The sequence below is a fragment of the Arsenicicoccus cauae genome (assembly GCF_043162025.1).
Classification (GTDB): Bacteria; Actinomycetota; Actinomycetes; order Actinomycetales; family Dermatophilaceae; genus Arsenicicoccus; species Arsenicicoccus cauae.
Genome location: NZ_CP171001.1, coordinates 234,136 through 260,183, shown reverse-complemented (window position 1 = coordinate 260,183; position 26,048 = coordinate 234,136). Strand labels below are relative to the sequence as shown.

The following is a 26,048-nucleotide window of genomic DNA, read 5'->3' as shown; positions in this document are numbered from 1 at the left end:
GGCGGGGCTGGGAGGGCTGTTCGGCTAGGAGGGCTGCTCGGCGAGCCGCTTGATGTTGAGCAGCATCTCCCGGCTCATCACGAAGCTCACCGGCTCGATGACGTAGGGCCCGCCCGCCAGCCGCTCGGTGAGCCCTTCGCCGTGCGCATAGGCATTGCGCTCGACCAGGCGCGTGCGACCCTGGCTGAGCGGCGTCAGGTGGTAGGACCAGACCGTCCGCGCGAGCGGGCCCGCCTGCGGGATGCCGACGAGGACCAGCGTGGACCCGGGCACCACCTCGGCGACCACCAGCGGGGGCAGCTGCGGGTGCAGACGCACCTCGTCGCCGACGTGCAGATCCTGCAGGTCGGGACGGATCTGCTCGACGTTGCCGTCCAGCGAGCCGGCCAGCTGCTCGAGCAGCTGGTGGCTGTAGAAGCCGCCGCGCCCCCGACCGATCTGCGCCAACCAGGGCCACACCCGGTCGGGCGTCGTCCAGACGGTGACGGCCCGCGTGGACCGCCAGTCGTGGTCCTCGATCAGCTCGTCGCCGGGCAGTCTCGCCTCGACCTCGTCGGGCGTCGCGCCCCAGGTGCGCCGCTCGTGGCTGTGCAGCGGACCCGTGGCGAGGTGAGCGGCCATGCGCGCCGCGCCCACGAGGTTGTCCTTGAGTCGATCACCCAGTGCCATGCGACCAGGGTAGGTCGGGAGGCGTCAGTAGGGGAGGTAGGGTCCGCCGCCACGGAGGCTCTTGACGCCGGGGACCCCGGCCAGCCCGCCGTATGTCGCCTGCGCGTAGCGGGCGCCGGCCATGATCTGGGCGACGGGGTCGCGGCGGTCCGTGCGCGTGGGCAGCGCGAACGCGTCGAAGGTCGGCCCGATCGTCTGCATCAGCCCGAAGGACGGCGTGCCGGCGGCGGCGTTGCGGTCGTAGGTGTTGACCACGCCCACGTCCCCGCCGGACTCGTTGTAGATGATGATCGCGAGGTTCTCCGCGTCCTGCTCGCCCCGGGGTAATCCGGCGGCGTAGAGCAGGCCGAGGGCCTCGCCGATCTGACGGCTGATCTGCGGCGTGACGGTGTGCCCGTTGCCGACGACCGCGGTGCCCGGACGGACGGTGCGCACCACCTGGCCGTCGGCCAGGGCCACGAAGGACCCGTCGGCGACGACTCGCCTGGTGTCGGCGTCGGCGAGCCCGCTCGCGCGCGTCTGGGCGGCGGCCAGGGCGTCGACGGCACGCTGCTGGGCGACGACCGCGTCGGCGAGGGCGCTCTCGGCGTCGGTCCAGCGCGCGTGGGCGGCGGCCGTGGCGTCCTGCGCCCGCACCGCCGGGCCGGCGATCGCGGCGACGGCGCCGCTCGCGGTGAGGGGCGCCGTCGCGCCCGCGCCCGCGGGACGGCCGCCGGCTGCCTGCTGCACGGCGCGGGTCTGCTCGGTGACGGTCTGCGCCCATGCGCGGTGCTTCGCGTCGGCGTCGGTGCGCGTGCGCTGGAGGGTCGCACGGGTGCCCGCCTCGGCGGTCCGCGCGGAGGCGACCCCCGCCTTGGCCGTGCGGGTGGCCACGCTGTCGATGGGTCGGGCCGTGAGCAGGGCGCCCGGGACGGCGACGGGGCGCAGCAGCCGCGTCATCGTGGCGGCGGAGGGTGCTGTGCGCGCGGAGGAGCGGGACGCCTTGTCCTTGTCCCTCGATGCCGCCACCTGGGACCCCGCGACCTGCGGCGGGGCGGCGACGGCCGTCGCGCGAGGTGCAGCCTCCACGGCCGACGCCTCGGAGACCTGGCCGGGGAGGTTGGTGGTGACCACGGCGGTCGCCGCGGCGACGATGGCCGTGGCGGCGGCGATGCTGGGGGCGGACGTGCGACGCGAGGGCGCGCGATGACGAGGGTGGTGACGCATGAGAGCCGATCGGGGAGGGGGCGACGGTCAGGTGCTTCGGTGGCACGGCGGCGCCTGGGCCACGAGGCCGGGACAAGGGGACCGCCGGGGCGCCAGCACGCACGAGATGGGCCGACGCGGGAGACGTGCGGATCGGCCGGTCGACATGTTCCATCCCGACCGGCGGGTGAGCCAAGCACGTCCCTCTAGCATATCGCCCCGGACGGAGTGGCTCGAATCCGCGGAGCACGCCCGTGTGATCCGAGCAACACCCGTCCGGGGGTCGTGGTTGCGTCTCGTGAGACTCAGTAGCGCTGCGCGTCCTGCTCGACGGCGTGGTCGTGAGCGCCGATGGAGCCGGTGGAGCGGTCGCGCGTGGCCCTCAGGCTCGTGACCGTCACGACGGCCAGCACCGCGACGATGAACACCAGCGACCACAGGGTCGGGACGGTCGGGACGCCCGGCCACACGCCGTGGGCCCAGTGCAGGATCAGCTTGACGGCGATGAAGCCGAGGATGATCGCCAGGCCGTGCCCGAGGTGCACGAGCCGCGACAGCGCCCCCTCGAGCACGAAGTACAGCGCCCGCAGGCCCAGCAGGGCGAACGCGTTGGTGGCGAAGACGAGGTAGGGGTCTCCGGTGATGCCGTAGACCGCGGGCACCGAGTCGATGGCGAAGATGATGTCGGTCCCGAGGACGGCGAGGGTGACCACGGCGAGCGGGGTCAGGGCGCGCCGTCCAGCCGACCGGACCGTCATGCGGGTGCCGTGGTACTCCTGCGCGACGGGCCAGACGCGGTTGATCAGGCGGACTACCGGCATCTCGGCCACCGGCTGGTGGTCGACGTCGGTCATGGCGTCGCGGGCGACCTTGACGGCGGTGACCAGCAGGATGATGCCGAAGAGCAGGAAGGCCCAGTCGAAGCTCGCGATGAGCTGTGCGCCGAGGGCGATGAAGATGCCGCGCAGGACCAGGGCGCCCGCGACACCGATGAGCAGGACGCGCTGCTGCAGCTCCTTCGGGACGGCGAAGCCCGCCAGCAGCAGCATGAAGATGAACAGGTTGTCGACCGAGAGCGACTTCTCCACGAGGTAGCCCGTGTAGTACTCCATCCCGGTCTGCGAGCCGTGCTGCGCCCACACCCACCCGCCGAAGAGCAGGGGGAGCGCGATGTAGAACACCGACCAGCTGACGGCCTCGCGCATGGAGACGGCGTGCGGCTTGCGGGTCAGCAGGAAGTCGAGGGCGAACAACGCCAGCACGGCGCCGAGGGTGGCGGCCCACAGCATGGGCGTGCCGATGGAGTCGATGGCCCCGCCGGAGGGGGCGGCCTGGGCTGCGGCGGGCGCAGCGGCATACGGCATGGACAGGGTCAGCATCAAGGTGGGGTCCTCAGATCGTCGTATGGCGGTCTGAGGTCTCCTTCACCCGCGCCAGGCGTCGGGCCCCCGTCCGAGGCGGCCGTCTGCCGCGGCCGCCGGAATGACCGGATCGGGACTGGGAAGTACTCCCCTCGACGGGCAACGCTAGCCCGACATCCTGGGCGTCGCCTGGACGCACGCTCTCCGACGCAGGGAGCTCGTGGCGCGCGGACGGGGTGTGATCTCGTCCACACCCTCTGGTGAGGATGTCCTAAGTGAGGTTAGCCTTGCCGTCATGATCGTCTGCCACTGCCGCATCGTGCGCGACACCGAGATCCTCGAGGTCGCCGCGGCGGAGGGGCCCACCCTCGGGGCCGTCTGCCGGTCCACCGGCGCCGGCACGGTGTGCGGCGGGTGCGTCCCGGCGGTGCGGTCGTTGCTCCAGAGGTTCCGTGAGGACTCCTTCCAGGCGGTCGGCGCTAGGCTGACGCTCGAGCACGCGCTGGCGCCTCAGCTCGCGCGCCTGGCGACCGTCCAATCGGCCCTGGAGGATTCACATGCAGCCGCGTAGCCCCCGGATCATCGAGCTCCTCAACGAGGCGCTGACCTTCGAGCTCACCGTGGTCAACACCTACTTCCTGCACGCGCGCATGCTCGACAACTGGGGTCTGCCCAAGCTCGGCAAGGTGTTCTACGACCTGTCGATCGGCGAGATGAAGGACGCGGACGAGCTCATCGAGCGGATCCTGATGTTCGACGGCCACCCCAACGTGCAGCGGCTCAACCCGATCAGCATCGGCGAGTCCGCCGAGGAGATGCTGCGGCTCGGCCTGGCCAGCGAGGTCGCCGCCGTCGCGCAGTTCAACGCCTCCGCCGAGGAGTGCCACGCGCTCGGTGACCACGCGAGCGCCTCGATCTTCGAGGAGATGGCGCGCGACGAGGAGACCCACGCGGACTGGTTCGAGGGCCAGCTGGACGCGATCGCCCGCACGGGGATCGAGAACTACCTCGCCCTGCAGCTCGCGCCCGGCGAGGCCCCCTGACCGCTCTCGGGTCCCTCGCGGCGTGCGGCCGTCGAGACGGGGCCCGGCCGCGGGCCGCGCCTCAGCGATCGTGACGGGTCAGAAGTACCACGGGAAGGGCGACCAGTCGGGGTCGCGCTTCTCCAGGAACGAGTCTCGTCCCTCGACGGCCTCGTCCGTCATGTAGGCCAGGCGCGTCGCCTCCCCGGCGAACACCTGCTGACCGACCAGACCGTCGTCGCTCAGGTTGAACGCGAACTTCAGCATCCGCTGCGCCTGGGGGCTCTTGCCCATGATCTCGGTCGCGACCTGCAGGGCCTCGCGCTCGAGGTCCGCGTGATCGGCCACGATGTTGACCGCGCCCATCCGGTGCATGTCCTCGGCGGTGTAGGACCGACCGAGGAAGAAGATCTCGCGGGCGAACTTCTGACCCACCTGCTTGGCGAGGTAGGCCGAGCCGTAGCCCGCGTCGAACGAGCCCACGTCGGCGTCGGTCTGCTTGAAGCGGGCGTTCTCGCGAGACGCGATCGTCAGGTCGCACACCACGTGCAGGCTGTGCCCGCCGCCGGCCGCCCACCCGTTGACCACGGCCACCACGACCTTGGGCATCGTGCGGATGAGGCGCTGCACCTCCAGGATGTGCAGGCGCCCGCCCGCCGCCTTGACCCGCGCCTCGTCGATCGCGGCGGCGGTTTCGTCGGTGCTGCCCTCCACGGCGTACTGATAGCCGCTGCGCCCACGGATCCGCTGGTCGCCGCCCGTGCAGAAGGCCCAGCCGCCGGTGGTCGCGGACTGGCCGGTGCGCGGCGTGGGACCGTTGCCCGTCAGCAGGACGACTCCCACGTCGGGGGTCATGCGGGCGTGGTCGAGCGCGCTGTAGAGCTCGTCGACGGTGTGCGGGCGGAAGGCGTTGAGGACCTCCGGCCGGTCGAAGGCGACCCGGACCACGCCGTTGGCGCTGCGGGACGGACCGCCCACGCGGCGGTGGTAGGTGATGTCGGTGAGGTCGAAGCCCTCCACCTCCGTCCACTCGGCGGGGTCGAAGGTCTCGCTGACGACGTCCAGGCTGCTCACCGAACCGAGGATAGCCGCGCCGCGCCGCTGCGGTGGCGCGGCGGTGGCGGCGCGCGGTCGGCATACGGTGGAGGTATGCCGATCCCCGAGTTCATCGTCGAGCTGCGCCGCCACGTGGGGCACGCGCCCCTGTGGCTCACCGGCGTCACGTCCGTCGTCCTGAGGGGGGAGGGGGACGAGCAGCAGGTGCTCCTCGTGCGGCGTGCCGACACCGACGAGTGGAGCCCCGTGACCGGCATCGTCGAGCCGGGGCAGGAGGTCCACGAGTCCGCGGTCCGCGAGGTGATGGAGGAGGCGTCCGTGGTCGCCGAGGTCGAGCGGCTGGTGTGGGTGTCGACGACCGAGCCGGTGAGGCACGCCAACGGCGACGAGGCGCAGTACGTCGACCACACCTTCCGCCTGCGGTGGGGCTCGGGTGAGCCGGCGGTCGGGGACGACGAGAACCTCGAGGCACGCTGGTGGCCGGTGCGCGGTGTGCGGGAGGGCGTGCCGTCGATGCGGGCGCACTTCGGCGACCGGGTGCGGGTCGCGCTCGACGACCCTCGCGAGGTCCTCCTCGGGCCAGCCTGATCGGGCCTACCGGGACGGGCCTACCGGCCGGTCTCGCCCGCGATCACGAGACGGGTGCAGGCTGGTTGCTCTGCCACAGCGCCCAGAGGCTGATCGCGAGCAGCGCGGCGCAGATCGCCGCCATCACCAGGTAGGTCCGCCGCCGTCGCGCGTGCTCGGGCTCTCCGGGTCGCGCGGAGCGGGCCCGGGCGAAGCGCCCCGCGTAGTGCTGGAACCACAGGTCGTTCGGGCGGGCGGCGGCATACGCGGCCACCAGGGTCAGGATCGCCAGCACGATCACGAAGGCCATGAGCCGGTCGGCTCCTCTCGGACGGCTCGGGCCGGCGGCGGGGGATGATGGGCCGTATGCCGACCCGCGCGCTGCCAGCCCTCGACGAGCTGCTCGGACAGATGGCTGTCGTCACGATCCCCCTCCACACGCGCTTCCGCGGGGTGACACACCGTGAGGCCGTGCTGATCCACGGCCCCGCGGGATGGGGCGAGTTCGCGCCGTTCCTGGAGTACGCGCCCGACGAGGCGGCCCGCTGGCTGGCCGCCGCCGTCGAGGCGGCGTGGCTGGGCTGGCCGAAGCCCGTCCGCGAGGCCGTCCCGGTCAACGCCACCGTCCCGGCCGTCGCCGCCCACGAGGTGGCGGGGGTCGTCGCCCGCTTCGACGGCTGCCGGACGGCCAAGGTCAAGGTCGCCGAGCGCGGCCAGTCCCTCGACGACGACCTCGCCCGGGTCGCCGAGGTGCGGCGGGTCATGGGCCCGGGCGCGCGGGTGCGGGTGGATGCCAACGGCGGCTGGTCCGTCGACGACGCGCTGCGGGCGCTCGGAGCCCTGTCGCGCCACGGGCTGGAGTACGCAGAGCAGCCGTGCGCCACCGTGGAGGAGCTCGCCGCGCTGCGGATCGCCTTGGCCCGCAACGGGATCGATGTGGCTGTCGCCGCGGACGAGTCCGTCCGCAAGGCCGAGGACCCGCTGCGCGTGGCCAGGCTGGAGGCGGCCGACCTCGTGGTGGTCAAGGTTGCCCCGCTCGGCGGGGTGCGGGCGGCCCTGCGCGTCGTCGAGGCGTGCGGCCTGCCCGCCGTCGTGTCCTCCGCCCTCGACACCTCGGTGGGCATCCGCGCCGGCGTGGCCCTCGCGGCCGCCCTCCCGTCGCTCGAGCACGCCTGCGGCCTCGGCACGGTCGCGCTGCTGGAGGGCGACGTCGCCGCCGCGCCGCTGCTCCCGAGCGGCGGGGCGCTCGGCATACGACCGGTCGAGGTGCCACCCGACCGGCTCGACGCCCTCGCGGCGCCGTCGGGGCGGACGGCCTGGTGGCGGGACCGGGTCGCCGCGTGCCACGCGGTCCTCGCGTCCGGGTCTGCGAGCATCGGGGCATGAACCCCTCCCAGGCCCTGGCCGAGGTCCTCGTCGACGAGCTGGCCCGGCACGGCGTGACGGACGTGGTGCTGTGCCCCGGATCGCGTTCTGCGCCACTGGCCTACGCCGTGCACGCGGCCGACCAGGTGGGGCGGGTGCGGCTGCACGTGCGGGTCGACGAGCGGTCCGCGGGCTTCCTCGCGCTGGGCCTGGCCAAGGTGTCGCGACGGGTCGTCCCGGTCATCACGACGTCCGGCACGGCCGTCGCCAACCTGCACCCCGCCGTGCTCGAGGCGCACCACGCCGGCGTGCCGCTGCTGGTGCTGTCGTGCGACCGGCCCGCTGAGCTGCTGCGGACCGGCGCCAACCAGACCACGGTGCAGCCGGGCATGTTCGGTGAGGCGCTGCGGTGGCGGCACGAGATCCCGGCCCCCGAGCGTCGGGCCGGGCAGGTCGCCGGATGGCGCTCCGTCGTCTCCCGGGCCTGCGCCGCCGCGACGGGCACGCTCACGGGGTGGGCGGGCCCGGTGCACCTGGACGTCGGGATGCGAGACCCGTTGACCCCCGGCGACGCTCACGACTGGCCCGAGTCCCTCGAGGGGCGACCGGGCGGCACCCCGTGGACGTCGGCGGCGACCACGGCGCTGCAGTCGGTGACAGGGGTCGAGGACGTCCCCCGCACCGTGGTGGTGCTCGGCGACCTGCCCGAGCCGGCGATGGCCGACGAGGCGGTGGCGCTCGCGCGGGCGGCGGGGTGGCCGGTGGTGGCGGAGCCGTTCGGGCTGATGGACCGTACGTCGGTCCTGCCCCACGGCCCGCTGCTGCTCACGTGCCGCCCCTGGCTCGAGTCGAGCCTGCCCGCGCGGGTGCTCGTGGTGGGCCGACTGACGCTCACGCGTGACGTCGCCGACCTGCTGCGCCAGGTGGAGCGGGTCGACTGCGTCACGCCGGCGCCCGACTGGCCCGACCCCTCGGCCCGGGTGAGCCGCGTGCACCCGTGGGAAGCCCTGGCCGCCACCGAGATCCACGAGCGCTCCACCGATGACGAGGCCTGGACGGCCCGGTGGCGCGAGGCGGGTGAGCGGCTCGCGGCCACCCCGCTCTGGCCCGCGGACGAGCTGTCCGGGCTGACGGTCGCCTCGACCGTGCTGCGTGAGCTTGCCGAGCAGCCCCAGGGCGCAACGCTGTTCGTCGGTTCGTCGCAGTCCGCCCGCGACCTCGACTGGGCCTCAGGGGACTTCGCGGCGCCGGTGACCGTCGTCGCCTCGCGCGGGCTCGCGGGGATCGACGGATGCGTCTCCACCGCAACGGGACTCGCGCTGGCGTCGGGCGCACCGACGTGGGCGCTGATGGGCGACCTGACCTTCCTGCACGACGCCAACGGGCTGCTCGTCGGCCCCGGTGAGCCGCGACCCGACCTGACGGTCGTGGTGGTCAACGACGACGGCGGCGCGATCTTCGCGACGCTCGAGCACGGGGATCCCTCTCGCGCACGGGAGTTCGAGCGCGTCTTCGGCACGCCGACCGGCACCGAGCTCGGCGCCCTGTGCGCCGCGCACCACGTTGCCCACGAGCGGGTGACGACGACGTCGGCGCTGCGAGAGGCGCTGCGCCGCAAGGCCTCCGGCATACGGGTCGTGGAGGTGCCCCTGGCGCGCACCGGGGTCCGCGCGCTGCGGGCCCAGGTGCGCTCGGCCGTCGCGGCCGTGCTGACCTGAGCGCTGCACTCCCCGACCCCCTCCGCACGCCGACGGCGTGAGGGTTGCGTCCGACATCCTCGTCGCACCTCGCGTCGTGCATGGGCGCACCTCCGGCACCCCGCATGCCGCATGCCGCATGCCGCAAGGCAGTCTCCGGGGAAGGTCCCCAGGGCAGCGCCTGCGCGGTGGACTCAGGAGGACAGGGCGTCGCGCATCGGCACGAGCTTGGCGTCGGACTCGGCCAGCTCGGCCGCGGGGTCCGACCCCGCGACGATGCCGCACCCGGCGAACAACCGGATCTCGCGCGGGTCCTCGGGCGAGATGGCCCCCGACCGCAGCGCGATGCCCCACTCGCCGTCCCCGCCCGCGGAGAGCCAGCCCACGGGTCCGGCATACCGCCCCCGGTCCATGTGCTCGAGCTCCGTGATCAGGGCCTCCGCGGCGTCGCGGGGTGTCCCGCAGACCGCCGCCGACGGGTGCAGGGCCTCAGCCAGCGCCAGCGACGTCGAGCGGGACGACAGCACGCCGGCCACGTCCGTGGCGAGGTGCATGACATTGGGCAGGTGCAGGACGAACGGCGACTCCGGCACGTTGATCGAGTCGCAGTGCGGGGCCAGGCGATCCGCCACGGAGCGGACGGCGAACTCGTGCTCCACGAGGTCCTTGGAGGAGCGGGCCAGATGCGCGGCGAGGGACAGGTCACGCTCGTCGTCGCCCGTCCTGCGGATGGTCCCGGCGAGCACGCGCGAGGTGATGAGGCCTCGCTCGAGCCGGACCAGCATCTCCGGCGTGGCCCCGACGAGCCCGTCGACCGAGAAGGCCCAGGTGTTGGGGTAGCTCGTGCTGAGGCGCTGCAGCAGCCGCCGGGTGTCGAGCGGGGCCAGGCCGCGGGCGGTGAGGTCGCGGGCGAGGACGCACTTGTCGAGCTCGCCGGCGTTGATGCGCGACACGGCCGTCGCGACCGCGCCCATCCACTGGGTCGGCGTCAGCGAGCCGTCGCCGAAGGACACGCCCTGCGGCGACGCCGGCGCGGGGCGGGCCTCGAGGTGGACCGACGGGGTCGGCTGCCCGGCAGGCGTGCACGTCGTCACCCACGCCTCGTCACCTCGCCGTCCCACGACCACCGACGGCACGACCAGCGTGCCGCCCGCGGGCGACGACGAGGAGTAGGCCATGGAGCCGAAGGCCACGAGCCCGGAGCCGGGGCGGCGGACGTCGTCGTCGACGGACCCCTCGGCCACGAGCGCGGTCCACCACCGCGACGCCTCGGCGAAGCGGTCGGCCCCGATGGTGTCGACGCGGGCCGCCTGGCCCCACCCGACGATGCCGTCACCGCGTCGTAGCCACGAGAAGATCGCGGTGGCGGGGAGGTTCGCGGGGACCAGGCCCAGCAGGTCGCCCGGGTCGGCGATGCGGCGCGTCACGACCCGGAGGGAGGGCACGGGAGCGGGCCCGCCCGTGCCTGTGACGGACGACGTGGTCGAGATCGTCACCGTCCGGGGACCCCCGGCGACGCGGCTCCGGTGTCTGCGCCCCGCACCTCGACCTCGTCGAAACGTGTGACGGTGATCCGCATGTCGCACGCCAGCCAGTCGCCCGGGCGCACCGCGTTGCCCGAGGGGACGCTCACCATCGACACCTGCATGTGCGGGACGTCGGCGTAGGTGAGCCGGCGGCCGTCGAGCCGGAACGGTGAGGGAGCCCCACCCAGCTGCGTGGCGACGACCCGGGCGGCCTTGCGCGCCGCCAGGCGCGGCGTCATACGGGGACGAGCGGTCTCGATGCCGACGCCGTGGGCCGTGCCGCCGCCGACGACCGCCAGCCAGCCGTCCTTGCGAGCGGTCCTCTGCGAGTAGCCGATCGAGCGGCCCCTGGCGACCGGGTGCACGTCGATCACCTGGCCGTATGCCGTGAGCGCGGCGGGGTCGCCGAGCCACAGGTCGGTGCCCGTGCGGACCAGCACGGCGGTGTCGCCGGCCGAGCCCGAGAGGCGGCCGACCTCCTCGGCGGTCAGGTGCGAGGCGTAGAGCCGCGGCACCGTGACGCCCAGCTCGCCGAGCCGGTCCAGCAGCGAGGAGACGAGCTCCACCCGGTCGCCGGAGGGCGGGTTGTGCAGGGCCACGCCCTCGCAGTGCTCGTCGCGCAGGGCGTCGACGAGCGAGGGCAGGCGCGTCCACTCGATGCCGTGGCGTCCCATCGGCGAGTCCACCTCGACCACGAACCTGCGCCCGGTGCCGAGCAACTCGCGCAGCATGGTCTCGGATGCCACGGTGTGCACGAGCCGCGCGTCGCCGGGCAGCGCCCCGCCCGGCAGCGCCTCGCCGGGCAGGGTGGGAAAGAGCACGAGCACGTCGCCGTCCGTGGAGGCGAGGGCCTGCTGCGCCTCGGCCGGCGTGCCGACGGCGACGACGGGAGCCTGCACGCGGCGGCACTGCGCCAGGACCCGCTCGGCGCCGACGCCGTAGCCGTCGCCCTTGACCACGGGCACCACCCAGGGGTGCTCGGCGAGGTAGGCGTCGACGTGCGCCTCCCACCGAGGCTGGTCGATGACGAGCTTGAAGGTCATCCGCGCCGCCCGAGGTAGAGCTGGAAGGCCTTGTGCAGCAGACGGTTGATCGGCAGGTCCCACTCGCCGACCCGCTCGTGCACGTCGCAACCCACGGAGATCTTGAAGCGGACCAGCCCCGCGTGCGGGTCGTCGTTGCCGATCTCGTCGGTGATCCCGCGCATGTCGTAGACGGTGCAGCCCTCGGCGAGCGCCCGCTGGATCCCGAACCACTGGGTGCCGTTCATGGCCCGCGCCTCGCGGCGGGCGGTGGTCGAGGCCCCGTAGAGGTACCAGCAGCGGTCGGCCACGGTGATGTTGATGGTGGCGGCGAGCAGCTCGCCGTCCAGCTCGCCGAGCGCCAGCTCGAAGCGGGCGGGCGAGCCGGGGGCACCCATGAGCTCGGCCATGCGGTGGAAGTAGGACTCCGGCCGGGGGGTGAAGCCGTCGCGCTCGGCGGTCTCGACGTAGACGCGGTGGAACGCCGCGACGTCCTCGCGCAGCGTCTCGGGCGTGGCCAGGCGTACCTGCACCCCGGCCTTGGTGGCGGCCTTGATGTTGCGACGCCACTGCTGGTTCATGCCCTTGAGCAGGGACTCCTCGCTCTGCCCGGCGAGCGGGAGCCCCGCGGTGAGGCGAGGCTGCCCGGCCGCGAACCCCGGCCCGTCGTCGGCCCGGGACCACCCGCGCGCCTGGAGCCAGGACACGATGGCGGAGCCGGACGCGTCGACGGCGTCGGCGGGCACGGCATACAGGCTGGTCTGCTCCTCGTCGGCGAGGGCCGCCTTGACCGTCCCGGGCTCCCAGGTGCGCGCGGTCGACGGGCAGCCCAACCGCAGGGTGAAGGCGCCGGACCGGCGGGCGTGCTCGACGAGCGGGCCGAACCACCGCTGCGGGTCCTCGGCGACCTCGTCCCAGGGCAGCACCGGACCCTCGGGCAGGTAGGCCAGCGAGCGGCGGACCTTGGGCAGGCGGCGGTGCAGCACCAGACCGACGCCCTGCACGTCGTCATGCTCGTCGACCCAGGCGATGCGCTCACCCTCCCACTCCGACTTCAGCCTCGCCCAGGAGGAGAGCTGCAGGAAGCTGCCGGAGCGAGCCTCGACGCCCGCGTCCAGGCCCTCGACCGTGAGCGGCACGACGCGCAGGGGCGATCGGGTGGTGGTCGTCGGCTCGGTCATGGTCCTCGTCCGGGTAGGCGGTCGGTCGGGCGCAGGCGAGCCTGGCGCCGGTTCAGGCTACACCGGGGGCACGCGGCCGCCGTGTGAAGATGTCCGTCATGAGCCGAGCCACGCTGTCCAAGCAGCCGCACGAGGTCGCCTCGATGTTCGACGAGACGGCGGGTCGTTACGACCTGATGAACGACGTCATGACCTTCGGGCAGATGCGGCTGTGGCGGCGCGCCGTGACGTCGGCGGTGGGCGCCGGCCCGGGCGACACGATCCTGGACATCGCCGCCGGCACCGGCATGAGCAGCCTGCCCTTCGTCGAGGCGGGGGCGCACGTCGTCCCGGCGGACTTCTCGCTGGGGATGCTGCGGGTCGGCAAGGCCCGCCGCGCGTCCCTGCCCTTCACGGCCGCGGACGCGACCCGGCTGCCCTTCGCCGACGACAGCTTCGACGTCGTCACCATGTCCTACGGGCTGCGCAACGTGGTCGACACCGACGCGGCGCTCGCGGAGTTCCTGCGGGTCACCCGCCCAGGGGGCCGCCTGGTGGTGGGGGAGTCGAGCCAGCCCACCAACCGGGCCTTCCGCACCCTCTACACCACCTATCTCATGGGGGCCCTGCCCACGGTGGCCCGGACGCTGTCCAGCAACCCCGACTCCTATGTCTACCTGGCGGAGTCGATGCGGGCCTGGCCCGACCAGCGCACGCTCGCGACCCGGATCCAGCGGGCGGGATGGTCTCAGGTGCAGTGGCGCAACCTCACGGGCGGGATCGCCGCGGTCCACCGGGCGGTCAAGCCCGTATGACCTAGGCCGCGACCCGCGAGCCGCCCCCGGCCCCGCGTCGCGCGAGGGATCGGGCCCTCGGGTCACGATCAGGCGACGATCTTGTGAAGGCGTGCACAAGTGAGGCTTGCCTAAGGCGACATCGGTGCAGAGCCCTCCTAGACTCCCGGGGTGGTGCGCCTCCTGCCGGGGCGGACGGACCCGTCGAGGCCGACGAGCACGGCAGGCACGGACGCGGCCGACGACGGACGACTGATGCGGAGTGACTGTGACCTCTCGGACGACCCCACGCCCTGCCGGCGTGGAGAGCGCAGACGTCATCGTCGTCGGAGCCGGTCCCGGCGGCTCGGCCACCGCCACCCACCTCGCGCGCCACGGGCTCGACGTCCTCCTGCTCGACAAGGCCACCTTCCCCCGCGACAAGATCTGCGGCGACGGGCTCACCCCCCGTGCCGTCCGCGAGCTGGCGACGCTGGGCGTCTCCACGCGCGAGGAGGACGGCTGGATCCGCAACAAGGGCCTGCGGATCGTCGGGGCGGGGCAGACCTTCGAGCTGGACTGGCCGGAGAGCTCGGCCTTCCCGGGCTACGGCCTGGCCCGCGCCCGTGCGACCCTCGACGAGACCCTGGCCCGGCACGCCGTCGCGACCGGCGCCCGCCTGATGGAAGGCATGAACGTCACCGCCCCCGTCGTCGAGCGTGGCCGGGTCGTCGGCGTCCAGGCCAAGGTGATGCAGGACGGGCGCGCCACGGGCGAGGTCCGCGAGCTGCGGGCACCCGTGGTCATCGCCTCCGACGGCGTCTCCAGCCGGCTCGGGACCGCCGTGGGCCGCCAGAAGCTCGACCGCCGCCCCATGGGCGTCGCGGCGCGCACCTACTACACGAGCCCGCGCACGCACGACGACTACATGGAGTCCTGGCTCGAGCTATGGGTGCCGGAGGACCCGTATGCCGACCCGGCCGACCCTGCTGCCAAGCGCATCCTGCTGCCCGGCTACGGCTGGATCTTCGCCCTCGGCGACGGGCGGGTGAACGTAGGCCTGGGCATGCTCGACACGTCGCCCGCCTTCGGCCAGGTCGACTACAAGGACCTGCTGCGCCGCTGGGTGGCCACGCTGCCTCCCGAGTGGGAGTGCACCCCCGAGACCATGACCGCCCCCATGCGCGGAGCAGCGCTGCCCATGGCCCTCAACCGTCAGCCGCTGTACGCCGACGGGCTGCTGCTCGTCGGCGACGCCGGGGGGATGGTCAACCCGTTCAACGGCGAGGGGATCGACTACGCCATGGAGGCCGGGCGGCACAGCGCCGAGATCGTGGTGCAGGCCTTCGCGGGGTCGGACGACGCGGGGCGCGAGCGTGTGCTGCAGGCCTACCCACGGGTCATGAAGGACCAGCTCGGCGGCTACTACACCCTGGGCCGGGGGTTCGCCTCGCTGATCGGCCACCCCGAGGTCATGCGCCTGGCGGTGAGGTACGGCCTGCCGCGCCGGACCCTGATGAAGCTGCTGCTGAAGGTCATGGCCAACCTCGCCGACGAGCACAGCCCCGCGCTGACCGACCGGGCGATCACGGCCCTCACCCGTCTGGTGCCCTCGTCATGACCGCCCGTGAGCGAGCCCACCCGGCTGACCCTAGGATGAAGTCGCAGACCAACCGAAAGGGGTGCGTGGCGGGATGAGCATCAACCCGTATGTGCCGATCCTCTTCCTCTTCGCCCTCGGCGTGGCCTTCGCCGTGGTGTCGGTGCTCGTCTTCGGCTTCATCGGCCCCAGGCGCTACAACCGCGCGAAGCTCGACTCCTACGAGTGCGGCATCGAGCCCAGCCCGGTGGCCAAGGGCGGAGGTCGCGTCCCGGTCAAGTACTACGTGACCGCGATGCTCTTCATCATCTTCGACGTGGAGTCGCTGTTCCTGCTGCCGTTCGCGGTGGCGTTCGACCGGCTCGGGCTCTTCGCCCTGGTCGAGATGGTGCTCTTCGTGCTGACCGTCTTCATCGCGTACGCCTACGTCTGGCGTCGCGGCGGATTGGAGTGGGACTGACCCATGGGTGTAGAAGACAAGATCCCGTCGGGCATCGCCCTGACGACGCTGGAGGCTGTCGCCGGGCAGATGCTGCACCGGTCGATGTGGCCCGCGACCTTCGGCCTGGCCTGCTGCGCGATCGAGATGATGGCCTCGGGCGGCCCCGACTTCGACATCGCCCGCTACGGCATGGAGCGCTTCTCGGCGACCCCGCGCCAGGCCGACCTGATGATCGTCGCCGGCCGCTGCTCGCAGAAGTTCGCCCCGGTGGTCCGCCAGGTCTGGGACCAGATGCCCGAGCCCAAGTGGTGCATCGCCATGGGCGTGTGCGCCAGCTCGGGGGGCATGTTCAACAACTATGCGATCGTCCAGGGCGTGGACCACATCGTGCCGGTCGACGTGTACCTCCCCGGCTGCCCACCGCGGCCGCAGATGCTGTTCAACGCCATCTTGACGCTGCACGACTACGTCAAGACGTCCCCCCAGGGCGTCAACCGCGAGGAGGCGGCCCGCGCCGCCGAGCGGGCGGCCATGGAGGCCACCCCCCTCCACCTGCAGAAGGGCCTGCTCGCATGACCGACGACATGCTCCCTGCCGAGGCGCAGGGCGAGGCCGCGCGCCGGTTGCCCGTCGAGGGCGGATCGCTGCGTCCCGTCGAGATGGGGCGGCGCCACGGCATGTTCGGTGGCTCCCGTGGCGGTGACACCTCCGGGTACGGCGGCCTCGTCTCCCCGGTGCTCTTCCCCGGGCAGTCCGAGCGCCCCTACGGCTCGTACTTCGACCACGTCGCCGACACCCTGGAGAAGGCCCTGCTGGGCGGCTCCGCGTCGTTCGCCGAAGCCATCGACCGGGTGGTGGTCGACCGCGGCGAGATGACCCTGCACGTCCGCCGGCAGCACCTGGTGGCCGTGGCGCAGGCGCTGCGCGACCACCCCGGTCTGCGCTTCGAGATGTGCACGGGCGTGTCGGGCGTGCACTACCCCCAGGTCGAGGGTGCCGAGCTGCACGCGGTGTACCACCTGCTCTCCCTCACCCACGGGTCCCGCCGGGTCCGGCTCGAGGTCAGCTGCCCCGACGCCGACCCGCACATCCCGTCGGTGACCTCGGTGTGGCCGGGGGTCAACTGGCACGAGCGCGAGACCTGGGACTTCTTCGGGATCGTCTTCGACGACCACCCGGCGCTGACCCGCATCATGATGCCGGACGACTGGCCCGGTCATCCCCAGCGCAAGGACTACCCCCTCGGCGGTGTCCCGGTGGAGTACAAGGGTGCCACCGTCCCGCCCCCGGACCAGCGGAGGTCGTACAACTGATGAGCACCGCACGCAGCGAGTTCACGGCCACCGGCGGCGCCGGCCAGGACGAGGAGGGCTACGAGCTGACCTCGGTCGGCGGGGACTGGGACGACCTGGCCCAGGAGGCGATCGAGCACTCCGACGAGCGGATCGTGGTCAACATGGGCCCCCAGCACCCCTCCACCCACGGGGTGCTCCGCCTGGTCCTCGAGCTGGACGCCGAGACGGTCACCGACGCCCGCGTGGGCATCGGCTACCTGCACACCGGTATCGAGAAGAACATGGAGTACCGCTCCTGGACCCAGGGCGTGACCTTCTGCACGCGCATGGACTACCTCACGCCCCTCTTCCAGGAGGCCGCCTACTGCCTGGCGATCGAGAAGCTCCTCGGCATCACCGACCAGGTGCCCGAGCGCGCCAACGTCATCCGTGTCCTGATGATGGAGCTCAACCGCATCGGCTCCCACCTGGTCTGCACCGGCACCGGCGGCATGGAGCTCGGCGCCACCACGGTCATGGAGTTCGGCTTCCGTGAGCGCGAGCGCATCCTGCGATTCTTCGAGGCGGTCACCGGCCTGCGGATGAACCACGCCTACATCCGCCCCGGCGGCGTCATCCAGGACGTCCCCGCCGAGGCCATCCGTGACCTGCGCGCGGAGCTGCCGGACCTGCGCCGCGGCATCCATGAGCTGGAGCTGCTGATCAACGAGCAGCCCATCCTCAAGGGCCGCATGGAGAACGTCGGCTACCTCGACCTGACCGGATGCATGGCGCTGGGCGTCACCGGGCCCATGCTGCGCGCGACCGGCTACCCCTACGACCTGCGCAAGGCCGAGCCCTACTGCGGCTACGAGACCTACGACTTCGAGGTGGCGACCTGGGACACGTCCGACGCCTACGGACGCCTGCGCCTGCGCTTCACCGAGATGTGGGAGTCCCTCAAGATCGTCGAGCAGTGCCTCGACCGCCTGGAGGCCACCCCCGGGCCGGTCATGGTCGACGACAAGAAGGTCGCCTGGCCTGCCCAGCTGGCCATCGGCGGTGACGGGATGGGCAACTCCCTCGAGCACATCCGCGAGATCATGGGCGAGTCGATGGAGTCCCTCATCCACCACTTCAAGCTGGTGACCGAGGGCTTCCGCGTCCCGGCGGGCCAGGCCTACCAGGCGGTGGAGTCGCCCAAGGGGGAGCTCGGCTGCCACCTCGTCTCGATGGGCGGCACCCGCCCGCACCGTGCGCACTTCCGGGACCCGGGATTCAACAACCTGCAGTCCGTGGCGGCGATGTGCGAGGGCGCCCAGGTGGCGGAGGTCATCGTGGCCGTCGCCTCGGTCGACCCGGTTCTCGGAGGAGTGGACCGCTGATGTCAGCTTTCGATGCCCCCAACTACGGCACCCAGCCCAACCACCTCGAGCAGCCCTGGGAGCCCGAGGTCGCGGAGCGGTTGCGCGGCGACGCGGCGGCCGTGGTCGCGCGCTACCCGCAGAAGCGCTCGGCGCTGCTGCCCCTCCTGCACCTCGTCCAGAGCGTGGACGGCTACGTCTCCACGCGCGGCATCGAGCTGGCCGCCGAGTTCGCCGGGGTGACGGCGGCCGAGGCTTCCGGCGTGGCGACCTTCTACACGCAGTACAAGCGCCACCGCAACGGCGACTACCTCGTCGGTGTCTGCACGAACTCCCTGTGCGCCGTCATGGGGGGCGACCAGATCTGGGACGACATCAGCGACTACCTCGGTGTCGGCCACGACGAGACCACGCCCGACGGCACGATCACCCTCGAGCGGCTCGAGTGCAACGCCGCCTGCGACTTCGCGCCCGTCGTGATGGCCAACTGGGAGTTCTTCGACAACATGACCCCGCGGTCCACCCGGGAGCTCGTCGACGCCCTGCGCGCCGGGCAGGCCGTCCGTCCCACGCGCGGGCCGGACCGCGTGCACACCTTCAAGGAGGTGTCCCGGGTGCTCGCCGGCTTCCTCGACGGGCACGCCGACGAGGGCCCGAGCGGCGGCGCGGCGACCATGCGCGGCCTGCGCATCGCCCGCGAGCACGGCTGGGACATGCCCTCCTCCGCCCGCGCCGGCGAGGAGGCCACCGGACCGGTCCCCGGCGCCGACGGGGCGGGGACGAGCGAGAATGGCAAGGTCGACGCGCAGCCCGGCCCGGGCGAGAAGCAGAGCTCGGCCGAGGCCGAGGCCGCCGCGGGCAAGAGCTCCGAGGCCAAGCAGCCCGCAACGTCGCCCGTCGACGACGCGGCCTCCGCCGGCAACACCTCCGACCCCAAGGGGGACACCAAGTGACCACCACCGCGCTGACCCCTGTCCTCAGCCGCACCTGGGACCAGGAGCGCTCCTGGACGCTGGCGACCTACGAGGCCAGGGCGGAGGGCTACCAGGCCCTGCGCAAGGCCCTGTCGATGGAGCCCGACGCCGTGCTGGGCGCGGTCAAGGACTCCAACATCCGCGGTCGCGGAGGCGCCGGGTTCCCCACCGGCCTCAAGTGGAGCTTCATGGCACCCCCGGACGGCGGCCCCCGCTACATCGTGGTCAACGCCGACGAGTCCGAGCCGGGCACCTGCAAGGACATCCCGCTCATGATGGCGGCCCCGCACCACCTGATCGAGGGGCTCGCCATCGCCACCCACGCCGTCCAGGGCGAGCTGGGGTTCATCTACCTGCGCGGAGAGGTCGTCCACGTCTACCGCCGCCTGCTGCGCGCCGTGGAGGAGGCTCGCGCCGCGGGATACCTCGGCGAGGACGCCATGGGCACCGGCAAGCGGCTCGACATCGTCGTGCACGCCGGCGCCGGCGCCTACATCTGCGGCGAGGAGACCGCCCTGCTCGACTCCCTCGAGGGTCGCCGCGGGCAGCCGCGCCTCAAGCCGCCGTTCCCCGGGGCCCAGGGCCTGTACGCCCGCCCCACCTCGGTCAACAACGTCGAGTCCATCGCCTCCGTGCCGGGGATCCTGCTCCACGGCCCCGAGTGGTTCAAGGGCATGGGGACCGAGAAGTCGACCGGCCACGGCATCTTCTCCGTCTCCGGGCACGTGACCAACCCGGGTCAGTTCGAGGCGCCCTTCGGCATCACCATGCGCGAGCTGATCGAGCTGTGCGGCGGCATGCGCGACGGACGCCGCCTGAAGTTCTGGACGCCGGGCGGCTCCTCGACGCCGATCTTCACCGAGGAGCACCTCGACGTGCCGCTCGACTTCGACTCGGTCGCCGCGGCCGGCTCGATGCTCGGCACCCGCGCCCTGCAGGTGTTCGACGAGACCGTGTCCGTCGTGCGGGTCGTGTCCCGGTGGACCGACTTCTACCGCCACGAGTCCTGCGGCAAGTGCACCCCCTGCCGCGAGGGCACCTGGTGGCTCAAGCAGATCATGGAGCGGCTCGAGGTGGGCCAGGGGCACGAGGGCGACATCGAGAAGCTCCTGGACATCTGCGACAACGTCCTGGGCCGGTCCTTCTGCGCCCTCGGCGACGCCGCCACCACGCCGATCTCGTCGGCCATCAAGCACTTCCGCGAGGAGTTCGAGGCCGGCATGCACACGCCCTGGTACGACCTCTTCCCGCCGGAGGCGTCCACTCTCTTCGCGAAGGAGTCGGTGTCCCGATGACCGCCCCCACCACCAGCGCCGCCGACCTGGTGACGCTGACCATCGACGGTGTCGAGGTCCGGGCGCCCAAGGGCACCCTGATCATCCGGGCCGCCGAGCAGATCGGCATCCAGATCCCGCGCTTCTGCGACCACCCGCTGCTGGACCCGGCCGGCGCCTGCCGCCAGTGCCTCGTGGAGGTCGCGACGCCGGGGCGCGACGGCAAGATCGCCCCCATGCCCAAGCCCCAGGCCGCCTGCACCATGACGATCGCGCCGGGCATGGAGGTCAAGACCCAGCTGACCTCGCCCGTGGCCGAGAAGGCCCAGGACGGCGTGATGGAGCTGCTGCTCATCAACCACCCGCTGGACTGCCCGGTCTGCGACAAGGGCGGGGAGTGCCCCCTGCAGAACCAGGCGATGACCAACGGTCGGGCGACGTCCCGCTTCGAGGACGTCAAGCGGACCTACGCCAAGCCGGTCAACATCTCCTCGCAGGTGCTGCTCGACCGCGAGCGGTGCGTCCTGTGCCAGCGGTGCACGCGCTTCTCCGAGCAGATCGCCGGCGACCCGTTCATCTCGCTGACCGAGCGCGGCGCCGCCTCGCAGATCGGCATCTACCAGGAGAAGCCCTTCCAGTCCTACTTCTCCGGCAACACGGTGCAGATCTGTCCGGTGGGCGCGCTCACAGGGGCCGCCTACCGGTTCCGCTCGCGCCCGTTCGACCTCGTCTCGACCCCCGGCACCTGCGAGCACTGCGCGTCCGGGTGCTCCATCCGCACCGACCACCGCCGCGGCGTGGTCCTGCGGCGCCTGGCCTCCAACAACCCCGAGGTCAACGAGGAGTGGAACTGCGACAAGGGCCGCTGGGCCTTCCAGTACGCCACGCAGGCCGACCGGCTCGACATGCCGCTGGTGCGGCGCGAGGACGGGGAGCTCCACGTCGCCTCCTGGCCCGAGGCGCTCGCCGTGGCCGCCGCCGGCCTCGAGCGCGCCCGCAGCTCGGGCGTGCTGGTGGGTGGCCGCGCCTCCATCCACGACGCCTACGCCTACAGCAAGTTCGCGCGTACGGTCCTCGGCACCAACTCGATCGACTTCCGCGCCCGTCCCCACTCCGTGGAGGAGGCCGAGTTCCTGGCGTCCCACGTGGCGCTCACCGCGCCCGACCACGGCGCGGTGACCTACGCCGACCTCGAGCAGGCCAAGGTCGTCCTCCTGGTGGGCCTCGAGCCCGAGGACGAGTCCCCGATCGTCTTCCTCCGGCTGCGCAAGGCGTTCCGCAAGAACCGCCTCAAGATCTTCACCGTGGCGCCCTACGCCTCCCGCGGCACGACCAAGCTCGGGGCCACCGTCCTGCAGGCCGCGCCGGGCCTCGAGGGTGAGGTGCTCTCAGCGGTGCGTGACGGCGAGGGCGCCTTCGCCGAGGCTGGCACCGCGCTGCGCGACGCCGGCTCCGACGCCGTCATCCTGGTCGGCGAGCGGCTCGCCGCCACCTCCGGCGGCTACTACGGCGTGCTGGACCTGGCGCGCGCCACGGGCGCTCGTGTCGCGTGGATCCCGCGCCGGGCGGGGGAGCGCGGCGCGCTCGAGACCGGCTGCCTGCCGAGCCTCCTGCCTGGTGGGCGCCCCGTCACGGCTGAGGGCATCGCCTCGTTGGTCCAGGCCTGGGACGCCGCGACGCTGCCCACCGAGCCAGGCCTGGACACGTCGGCGATGCTGCTCGCGGCGGCGCGCGGCGAGCTCGACGCCCTCGTGGTCGGCGGCGTCGATGCGGACGACCTGCCCGATCCGAGGACGGCCCGTGAGGGCCTCGAGCGAGCGTTCGTCGTGTCGCTCGAGCTGCGGGAGTCGTCCGTCACCCGCCTCGCCGACGTCGTGCTGCCGGTGGCCGCCTTCTCCGAGAAGTCCGGCGCCTTCCTCGACTGGGAGGGGCGCGTGGGTCCCTTCCAGGCGGCCCTCGAGACCGAGCTGATGAGCGACTACCGGGTCCTCGACCTGCTCGCGGGCGAGCTCGGGTCGTACCTCGGGGCGCGGACCGCCAGCCAGGTGGAGAGCGAGATGCGCCGGCTCGGACCCTGGACGGGGGTCCGGCAGGGGGTCAACCCCGCTGCCCCCACGGCGCCCAGCCGCACCGGCGGCGACCGGGCGGTCCTCGCGACCTGGCACCAGCTGCTCGACGGTGGCTCGCTGCAGGACGGTGAGCCCTACCTCGCCGGCACCGCCATCGAGCCCGTGGCTCGGATGTCCGCCGTCACCGCGGAGGCCGCCGGCCTGTCCGACGCAGAGATCGTCACGGTCGGGTCCGACGCCGGGACGGTGGCCTACCCCGTCCGGATCACCGAGGACATGGCCGACCACGTCGTGTGGGTCCCCACCAGCTCGGCGGGCCAGTCGGTCCGCTCCCGCCTCGTCGTCGACAACGGCGATGTCGTCACGCTGACGAAGGGTGTTGCGCAGTGAGCACTTTCCCGACCCTCGCGGCCACCGCCCTGGCGGGCTCCGGCCGCCTCGCGACGGAGCTCGCCCCCGGCGGGACCTACCGCGCGGACTTCAGCGACACTCCGTGGTGGCTGACCCTCGTCAAGGCGCTGCTCGTCTTCGTCTACCTGATGCTCAGCGTCGTCGTGGTGATCTGGTTCGAGCGTCGCGTCGTCGGGTTCCTGCAGCAGCGGCCCGGACCCAACCGGTTCGGCCCGGGCGGCATCTTCCAGACCCTCGCCGACGGGTTCAAGCTCGTGTGGAAGGAAACCTTCACCCCGGCCAAGGCCGACACGTTCATGTACAACCTGGCGCCCATCATCGCTGGGTCCACGGCCTTCATCGGGTTCGCGATCATCCCGCTGGCGGGCGAGGTCAACCTCTTCGGCCACCGCACCCCCCTGCAGCTGACCGACCTACCCGTCGCCGTGCTGCTCGTGCTGGCGGCCGGCTCCATCGCCGCCTACGGTTTCGTCCTCGCCGGCTGGTCGAGCGGGTCGACCTACCCCCTGCTCGGTGGTCTGCGGTCCACGGCGCAGGTGATCTCCTACGAGATCGCGATGGGCCTGTCCCTGGTCGCGGTCTTCCTGTACGCCGGGTCGATGTCCACCTCGCAGATCGTCGCCAAGCAGGCGAGCCTGTGGTTCGTGATCCCCGCGATCTTCTCGTTCATCGTCTACGTCATCTGCATGTTCGGCGAGACCAACCGCCTGCCGTTCGACCTCGCCGAGGGCGAGGGCGAGATCGTCGGCGGCTACCACACCGAGTACTCCGGCATGAAGTTCGGCATGTTCTTCCTCGGTGAGTACGTCAACATGTTCACGGTCTCGGCCCTCGCCACCACGCTGTTCCTCGGTGGCTGGCAGGCGCCGCCGCCGCTCACGCTGATCAACGACGGCATGCTCAACCACGGCTGGTGGGGCCTGCTGTGGTTCACCCTCAAGCTGTGGGGCTTCATGTTCTTCTTCGTGTGGGTCCGCGGCACGCTGCCCCGCACGCGCTACGACCACTTCATGGCGTTCGGCTGGAAGCTCCTGATCCCCCTCACCCTGGTGTGGGTCATGGCCGTGGCCTTCGTCCGGGCCGCCATGCTCGGCCACCTCGGCGAGGCCTCGGTCTCGGCCTTCGGCCGGTCCTTCTACGTCTCCCTGCTGATCATCATCGGGGTCTTCCTGCTAGGCGCAGTCGTGGCGACCTGGCTCATCGAGAGCCGCAACGAGGCCCGTCGTGAGGCGGCGCAGCCCGAGCGCCCCTCCGAGATCGACCCCTTCGCCGGCGGACACCCCGTGCCCCCCCTGCCCGGCCAGACGCTGCGCGAGCCCACGCATGCGAGCCACCGCTCGGTGACCGCCGGCTCGGCCGCGGGCCGCAGCTCCGCGAACGACCACGAGGAGGACCACCGTGGCTGACTCCAAGCCCGAGCCCGGCAGCTCGCTCGACCCCGCCTCCCACAGGGGAGGCGAGGTCAGCCGCGAGCACCGTGCCGAGCACGACGAGCGACCCAGGGCGGGCTTCCTCACGGAGGCCCTGGGCCCTCAGGCCGGCTTCGGCGTGAGCCTGCGGACCCTCTTCCGTAAGCGCCACACCGAGGAGTACCCCGAGGTGAAGCGTCCGACCGCGGCGCGCTTCCACGGGCGGCACCAGCTCAACCGGCACCCCGACGGGCTCGAGAAGTGCGTCGGCTGCGAGCTGTGCGCCTGGGCCTGCCCGGCCGACGCGATCCTCGTCGAGGGCGCCGACAACACCGAGGAGGCGCGGTTCTCGCCCGGCGAGCGCTACGGCCGCGTCTACCAGATCAACTACCTGCGCTGCATCTTCTGCGGCCTGTGCATCGAGGCCTGTCCGACGCGCGCCCTGACGATGACCAACTTCTACGAGCTCGCCGACCACACGCGTGGCGAGATGATCTTCGAGAAGCACCAGCTCCTCGCCCCGGTGCAGGAGGGCATGATCGCCGCGCCGCACCCCATGGTCGAGGGCATGGAGGAGCGCGACTACTTCCTCGGGCGCGTCACCATGGCGACGCCCGCCCAGCAGGCGTGGGTCGACGAGCACGGCGCGCACCCGGCCGACGGCACCGCGCCGACCGGCGACCCCGTGGAGGGCACCGACACGATCAGCTCCGGCCAGCAGGCCACCCGAGACTCGGTGAAGGGAGTCCGGCGATGACCTCCAGCGGCGAGGCCGTCTTCTTCTGGATCACGTCGATCGTCTGCGTGCTCGCGGCGCTCGGCCTGATCTTCGCCCGCAAGGCGGTCTACGCCGCCATGTGCATGGCCGTGATCATGGTCAACCTGGGGGCGATCTACCTCGCCCAGGGCGCCGACTTCCTCGGCATCGTCCAGGTGGTCGTCTACACCGGCGCCGTGATGATGCTGTTCCTGTTCGTCCTGATGATGATCGGCGTCGACTCGGCGGACTCCACGGTGGAGACCCACAAGGGCGTCCGCACCTGGGGCGTGCTGCTGGGCCTGGGCCTGGGTGTCCTGCTGATCGCCGTGATCGGCCAGTCCCGGCTCCCGGCCCCCGTCGGTCTGGACAAGGCCAACGCCGCGGGCAACGTCAACGGTCTCGCCGACCTGATCTTCGGCCCCTACGTCTGGACCTTCGAGCTGACGTCCGCGCTGCTCATCACCGCTGCCCTTGCGGCGATGGTGCTCGCGCACCGCGAGCGGCTCGTCCCCAAGACCACGCAGCGGGCCTACTCGGAGCGACGCTTCAAGACCGGTCGGTTCCCGGCCGGCAAGCCGGCCCCCGGCGTGTACGCCCGGCACAACGCGGTCGACACCCCCGCACTCCTGCCGGACGGCACCCCCTCCGAGCTGTCGGTCTCGGCTGTCCTGGAGGCCCGCGGCCAGGTGGCGCGGCCCGGCCAGTTCGAGGACATCGAGCACGCCATCGAGCGTGAGATCGAGGAGGGGCGCACGCGATGAGCCTCATGAACTACATCTACCTCGCGACGATCCTGTTCAGCCTCGGAGCCGTCACGGTGCTCGTGCGGCGCAACGCGATCATCGTCTTCATGGGCGTCGAGCTCATGCTCAACGCAGCCAACCTGGCGTTCGTGACGTTCGCGCGCATGCACGGCACGCTCGAGGGCCAGGCCATCGCTCTGTTCGTGATGGTGGTGGCGGCGGCCGAGGTCGTGGTGGGCCTCGCCATCATCATGTCCATCTTCCGCGCTCGCCGGTCGGCCTCGGTCGACGACGCCAACCTGCTGAAGCTGTAAAGGAGCGACTG

At 72.3% G+C, this 26,048-nt stretch carries 26 protein-coding genes; 18 read left to right on the top strand and 8 right to left on the bottom strand.

Annotated elements, in window-relative coordinates; all coding sequences use genetic code 11:
* Positions 1–24 precede the first annotated feature (24 nt).
* The 3 genes from ACF3NS_RS01225 to ACF3NS_RS01215 form a co-directional block, all read right to left on the bottom strand.
* Positions 25–669 carry a hypothetical protein gene (locus ACF3NS_RS01225; RefSeq protein WP_154594496.1) on the bottom strand — a complete coding sequence of 215 codons (645 nt, stop codon included), beginning with the start codon at positions 667–669 and terminating at the stop codon, positions 25–27.
* 24 nt (positions 670–693) lie between these two features.
* Positions 694–1,875 (bottom strand): transglycosylase SLT domain-containing protein, encoded by a 1,182-nt coding sequence (locus tag ACF3NS_RS01220; RefSeq protein ID WP_392467357.1) that lies wholly within the window; start codon positions 1,873–1,875, stop codon positions 694–696.
* Between the two features lie 284 nt (positions 1,876–2,159).
* Positions 2,160–3,233 (bottom strand): TerC/Alx family metal homeostasis membrane protein, encoded by a 1,074-nt coding sequence (locus tag ACF3NS_RS01215; protein WP_392467355.1) that lies wholly within the window; start codon positions 3,231–3,233, stop codon positions 2,160–2,162.
* Between the two features lie 277 nt (positions 3,234–3,510).
* Here ACF3NS_RS01215 and ACF3NS_RS01210 point away from each other — a divergent pair, with 277 nt between their 5' ends.
* On the top strand, positions 3,511–3,786 hold the full coding sequence (locus tag ACF3NS_RS01210) for a bacterioferritin-associated ferredoxin (protein WP_392467353.1): 276 nt from the start codon (positions 3,511–3,513) through the stop codon (positions 3,784–3,786).
* The gene (gene bfr / locus ACF3NS_RS01205) at positions 3,773–4,258 is read left to right on the top strand and encodes a bacterioferritin (RefSeq protein ID WP_154594338.1); all 486 of its coding nucleotides are present in this window, start codon (positions 3,773–3,775) and stop codon (positions 4,256–4,258) included. Before ACF3NS_RS01210 ends, bfr begins: the two co-directional genes overlap by 14 nt.
* A 78-nt stretch (positions 4,259–4,336) precedes the next feature.
* On the opposite strand, the gene ACF3NS_RS01200 is transcribed toward bfr, so the two are convergent.
* Positions 4,337–5,311 carry a 1,4-dihydroxy-2-naphthoyl-CoA synthase gene (locus ACF3NS_RS01200; RefSeq protein ID WP_392467351.1) on the bottom strand — a complete coding sequence of 325 codons (975 nt, stop codon included), beginning with the start codon at positions 5,309–5,311 and terminating at the stop codon, positions 4,337–4,339.
* A 75-nt stretch (positions 5,312–5,386) separates the two neighbouring features.
* On the opposite strand from ACF3NS_RS01200, the gene ACF3NS_RS01195 reads away from it, so the two are divergent.
* On the top strand, positions 5,387–5,881 hold the full coding sequence (locus ACF3NS_RS01195; RefSeq protein WP_392467349.1) for an NUDIX domain-containing protein: 495 nt from the start codon (positions 5,387–5,389) through the stop codon (positions 5,879–5,881).
* Between the two features lie 43 nt (positions 5,882–5,924).
* Here ACF3NS_RS01195 and ACF3NS_RS01190 read toward each other — a convergent pair whose 3' ends face one another.
* On the bottom strand, positions 5,925–6,170 hold the full coding sequence (locus ACF3NS_RS01190; RefSeq protein ID WP_392467347.1) for a hypothetical protein: 246 nt from the start codon (positions 6,168–6,170) through the stop codon (positions 5,925–5,927).
* A gap of 56 nt (positions 6,171–6,226) precedes the next feature.
* Between ACF3NS_RS01190 and ACF3NS_RS01185 the strand changes: the two genes are divergently transcribed.
* Positions 6,227–7,246: an o-succinylbenzoate synthase gene (locus ACF3NS_RS01185; RefSeq protein WP_392467345.1), complete on the top strand. Its 1,020-nt coding sequence runs from the start codon at positions 6,227–6,229 to the stop codon at positions 7,244–7,246.
* Positions 7,243–8,943 (top strand): 2-succinyl-5-enolpyruvyl-6-hydroxy-3-cyclohexene-1-carboxylic-acid synthase, encoded by a 1,701-nt coding sequence (menD, locus tag ACF3NS_RS01180; RefSeq protein ID WP_392467344.1) that lies wholly within the window; start codon positions 7,243–7,245, stop codon positions 8,941–8,943. Before ACF3NS_RS01185 ends, menD begins: the two co-directional genes overlap by 4 nt.
* Before the next feature lie 173 nt (positions 8,944–9,116).
* Here menD and ACF3NS_RS01175 read toward each other — a convergent pair whose 3' ends face one another.
* From ACF3NS_RS01175 to ACF3NS_RS01165, 3 genes are all read right to left on the bottom strand, one after another.
* Entirely contained in the window at positions 9,117–10,349 is a 1,233-nt protein-coding gene (locus ACF3NS_RS01175) for an isochorismate synthase (protein WP_353889939.1), read from the bottom strand.
* Positions 10,350–10,414: 65 nt separating this feature from the next.
* A complete protein-coding gene (locus ACF3NS_RS01170; protein ID WP_288798124.1) occupies positions 10,415–11,491 on the bottom strand; it encodes an alanine racemase in 1,077 nt (358 codons plus the stop codon).
* Complete coding sequence (locus tag ACF3NS_RS01165) at positions 11,488–12,651, bottom strand: lipid II:glycine glycyltransferase FemX (RefSeq protein ID WP_392467342.1); 1,164 nt, start codon at positions 12,649–12,651, stop codon at positions 11,488–11,490. The genes ACF3NS_RS01170 and ACF3NS_RS01165 overlap by 4 nt, the downstream gene beginning before the upstream one ends.
* A 98-nt stretch (positions 12,652–12,749) precedes the next feature.
* On the opposite strand from ACF3NS_RS01165, the gene ACF3NS_RS01160 reads away from it, so the two are divergent.
* The 13 genes from ACF3NS_RS01160 (at position 12,750) to nuoK (ending at position 26,037) form a co-directional block, all read left to right on the top strand.
* Positions 12,750–13,445: a demethylmenaquinone methyltransferase gene (locus ACF3NS_RS01160; protein ID WP_154594344.1), complete on the top strand. Its 696-nt coding sequence runs from the start codon at positions 12,750–12,752 to the stop codon at positions 13,443–13,445.
* A gap of 280 nt (positions 13,446–13,725) precedes the next feature.
* On the top strand, positions 13,726–15,024 hold the full coding sequence (locus ACF3NS_RS01155) for a geranylgeranyl reductase family protein (protein ID WP_392467340.1): 1,299 nt from the start codon (positions 13,726–13,728) through the stop codon (positions 15,022–15,024).
* A gap of 79 nt (positions 15,025–15,103) precedes the next feature.
* On the top strand, positions 15,104–15,463 hold the full coding sequence (locus ACF3NS_RS01150) for an NADH-quinone oxidoreductase subunit A (protein WP_288798135.1): 360 nt from the start codon (positions 15,104–15,106) through the stop codon (positions 15,461–15,463).
* A gap of 3 nt (positions 15,464–15,466) precedes the next feature.
* On the top strand, positions 15,467–16,021 hold the full coding sequence (locus ACF3NS_RS01145) for an NADH-quinone oxidoreductase subunit B (protein ID WP_154594346.1): 555 nt from the start codon (positions 15,467–15,469) through the stop codon (positions 16,019–16,021).
* Complete coding sequence (locus tag ACF3NS_RS01140; RefSeq protein WP_154594347.1) at positions 16,018–16,758, top strand: NADH-quinone oxidoreductase subunit C; 741 nt, start codon at positions 16,018–16,020, stop codon at positions 16,756–16,758. Before ACF3NS_RS01145 ends, ACF3NS_RS01140 begins: the two co-directional genes overlap by 4 nt.
* Positions 16,758–18,104, top strand: coding sequence for an NADH-quinone oxidoreductase subunit D (locus ACF3NS_RS01135; RefSeq protein WP_288798120.1), 1,347 nt, complete (start codon positions 16,758–16,760; stop codon positions 18,102–18,104). The genes ACF3NS_RS01140 and ACF3NS_RS01135 overlap by 1 nt, the downstream gene beginning before the upstream one ends.
* Positions 18,104–19,036, top strand: coding sequence for an NADH-quinone oxidoreductase subunit NuoE (nuoE, locus tag ACF3NS_RS01130; protein WP_154594349.1), 933 nt, complete (start codon positions 18,104–18,106; stop codon positions 19,034–19,036). The genes ACF3NS_RS01135 and nuoE overlap by 1 nt, the downstream gene beginning before the upstream one ends.
* Positions 19,033–20,352, top strand: a complete 1,320-nt coding sequence (nuoF, locus tag ACF3NS_RS01125) for an NADH-quinone oxidoreductase subunit NuoF (RefSeq protein WP_288798119.1) — start codon at positions 19,033–19,035, stop codon at positions 20,350–20,352. The genes nuoE and nuoF overlap by 4 nt, the downstream gene beginning before the upstream one ends.
* Complete coding sequence (locus tag ACF3NS_RS01120) at positions 20,349–22,790, top strand: NADH-quinone oxidoreductase subunit G (RefSeq protein ID WP_392467338.1); 2,442 nt, start codon at positions 20,349–20,351, stop codon at positions 22,788–22,790. Before nuoF ends, ACF3NS_RS01120 begins: the two co-directional genes overlap by 4 nt.
* A 29-nt stretch (positions 22,791–22,819) precedes the next feature.
* On the top strand, positions 22,820–24,217 hold the full coding sequence (gene nuoH / locus ACF3NS_RS01115; protein ID WP_392469043.1) for an NADH-quinone oxidoreductase subunit NuoH: 1,398 nt from the start codon (positions 22,820–22,822) through the stop codon (positions 24,215–24,217).
* Positions 24,210–24,977 carry an NADH-quinone oxidoreductase subunit NuoI gene (gene nuoI / locus ACF3NS_RS01110; protein WP_392467337.1) on the top strand — a complete coding sequence of 256 codons (768 nt, stop codon included), beginning with the start codon at positions 24,210–24,212 and terminating at the stop codon, positions 24,975–24,977. The genes nuoH and nuoI overlap by 8 nt, the downstream gene beginning before the upstream one ends.
* Positions 24,974–25,741: an NADH-quinone oxidoreductase subunit J gene (locus ACF3NS_RS01105; protein WP_288798116.1), complete on the top strand. Its 768-nt coding sequence runs from the start codon at positions 24,974–24,976 to the stop codon at positions 25,739–25,741. The genes nuoI and ACF3NS_RS01105 overlap by 4 nt, the downstream gene beginning before the upstream one ends.
* Positions 25,738–26,037 carry an NADH-quinone oxidoreductase subunit NuoK gene (gene nuoK, locus ACF3NS_RS01100; protein ID WP_019286409.1) on the top strand — a complete coding sequence of 100 codons (300 nt, stop codon included), beginning with the start codon at positions 25,738–25,740 and terminating at the stop codon, positions 26,035–26,037. Before ACF3NS_RS01105 ends, nuoK begins: the two co-directional genes overlap by 4 nt.
* The last annotated feature ends 11 nt before the right edge of the window (positions 26,038–26,048 follow it).

What these genes read in the sequence shown, in the direction of transcription:
- ACF3NS_RS01135 (WP_288798120.1), top strand. Translation starts at nt 16,758, where the DNA reads ATGAGCACCGCACGCAGCGAGTTCACGGCCACCGGCGGCGCCGGCCAG.
- ACF3NS_RS01195 (WP_392467349.1), top strand. Translation starts at nt 5,387, where the DNA reads ATGCCGATCCCCGAGTTCATCGTCGAGCTGCGCCGCCACGTGGGGCAC.
- ACF3NS_RS01170 (WP_288798124.1), bottom strand. Translation starts at nt 11,491, where the DNA reads ATGACCTTCAAGCTCGTCATCGACCAGCCTCGGTGGGAGGCGCACGTC.
- ACF3NS_RS01140 (WP_154594347.1), top strand. Translation starts at nt 16,018, where the DNA reads ATGACCGACGACATGCTCCCTGCCGAGGCGCAGGGCGAGGCCGCGCGC.
- nuoK (WP_019286409.1), top strand. Translation starts at nt 25,738, where the DNA reads ATGAGCCTCATGAACTACATCTACCTCGCGACGATCCTGTTCAGCCTC.
- ACF3NS_RS01220 (WP_392467357.1), bottom strand. Translation starts at nt 1,875, where the DNA reads ATGCGTCACCACCCTCGTCATCGCGCGCCCTCGCGTCGCACGTCCGCC.
- ACF3NS_RS01145 (WP_154594346.1), top strand. Translation starts at nt 15,467, where the DNA reads ATGGGTGTAGAAGACAAGATCCCGTCGGGCATCGCCCTGACGACGCTG.
- ACF3NS_RS01120 (WP_392467338.1), top strand. Translation starts at nt 20,349, where the DNA reads ATGACCGCCCCCACCACCAGCGCCGCCGACCTGGTGACGCTGACCATC.
- ACF3NS_RS01185 (WP_392467345.1), top strand. Translation starts at nt 6,227, where the DNA reads ATGCCGACCCGCGCGCTGCCAGCCCTCGACGAGCTGCTCGGACAGATG.
- ACF3NS_RS01105 (WP_288798116.1), top strand. Translation starts at nt 24,974, where the DNA reads ATGACCTCCAGCGGCGAGGCCGTCTTCTTCTGGATCACGTCGATCGTC.
- ACF3NS_RS01225 (WP_154594496.1), bottom strand. Translation starts at nt 669, where the DNA reads ATGGCACTGGGTGATCGACTCAAGGACAACCTCGTGGGCGCGGCGCGC.
- ACF3NS_RS01190 (WP_392467347.1), bottom strand. Translation starts at nt 6,170, where the DNA reads ATGGCCTTCGTGATCGTGCTGGCGATCCTGACCCTGGTGGCCGCGTAT.
- ACF3NS_RS01210 (WP_392467353.1), top strand. Translation starts at nt 3,511, where the DNA reads ATGATCGTCTGCCACTGCCGCATCGTGCGCGACACCGAGATCCTCGAG.
- ACF3NS_RS01165 (WP_392467342.1), bottom strand. Translation starts at nt 12,651, where the DNA reads ATGACCGAGCCGACGACCACCACCCGATCGCCCCTGCGCGTCGTGCCG.
- bfr (WP_154594338.1), top strand. Translation starts at nt 3,773, where the DNA reads ATGCAGCCGCGTAGCCCCCGGATCATCGAGCTCCTCAACGAGGCGCTG.
- menD (WP_392467344.1), top strand. Translation starts at nt 7,243, where the DNA reads ATGAACCCCTCCCAGGCCCTGGCCGAGGTCCTCGTCGACGAGCTGGCC.
- ACF3NS_RS01215 (WP_392467355.1), bottom strand. Translation starts at nt 3,233, where the DNA reads ATGCTGACCCTGTCCATGCCGTATGCCGCTGCGCCCGCCGCAGCCCAG.
- nuoE (WP_154594349.1), top strand. Translation starts at nt 18,104, where the DNA reads ATGTCAGCTTTCGATGCCCCCAACTACGGCACCCAGCCCAACCACCTC.
- ACF3NS_RS01160 (WP_154594344.1), top strand. Translation starts at nt 12,750, where the DNA reads ATGAGCCGAGCCACGCTGTCCAAGCAGCCGCACGAGGTCGCCTCGATG.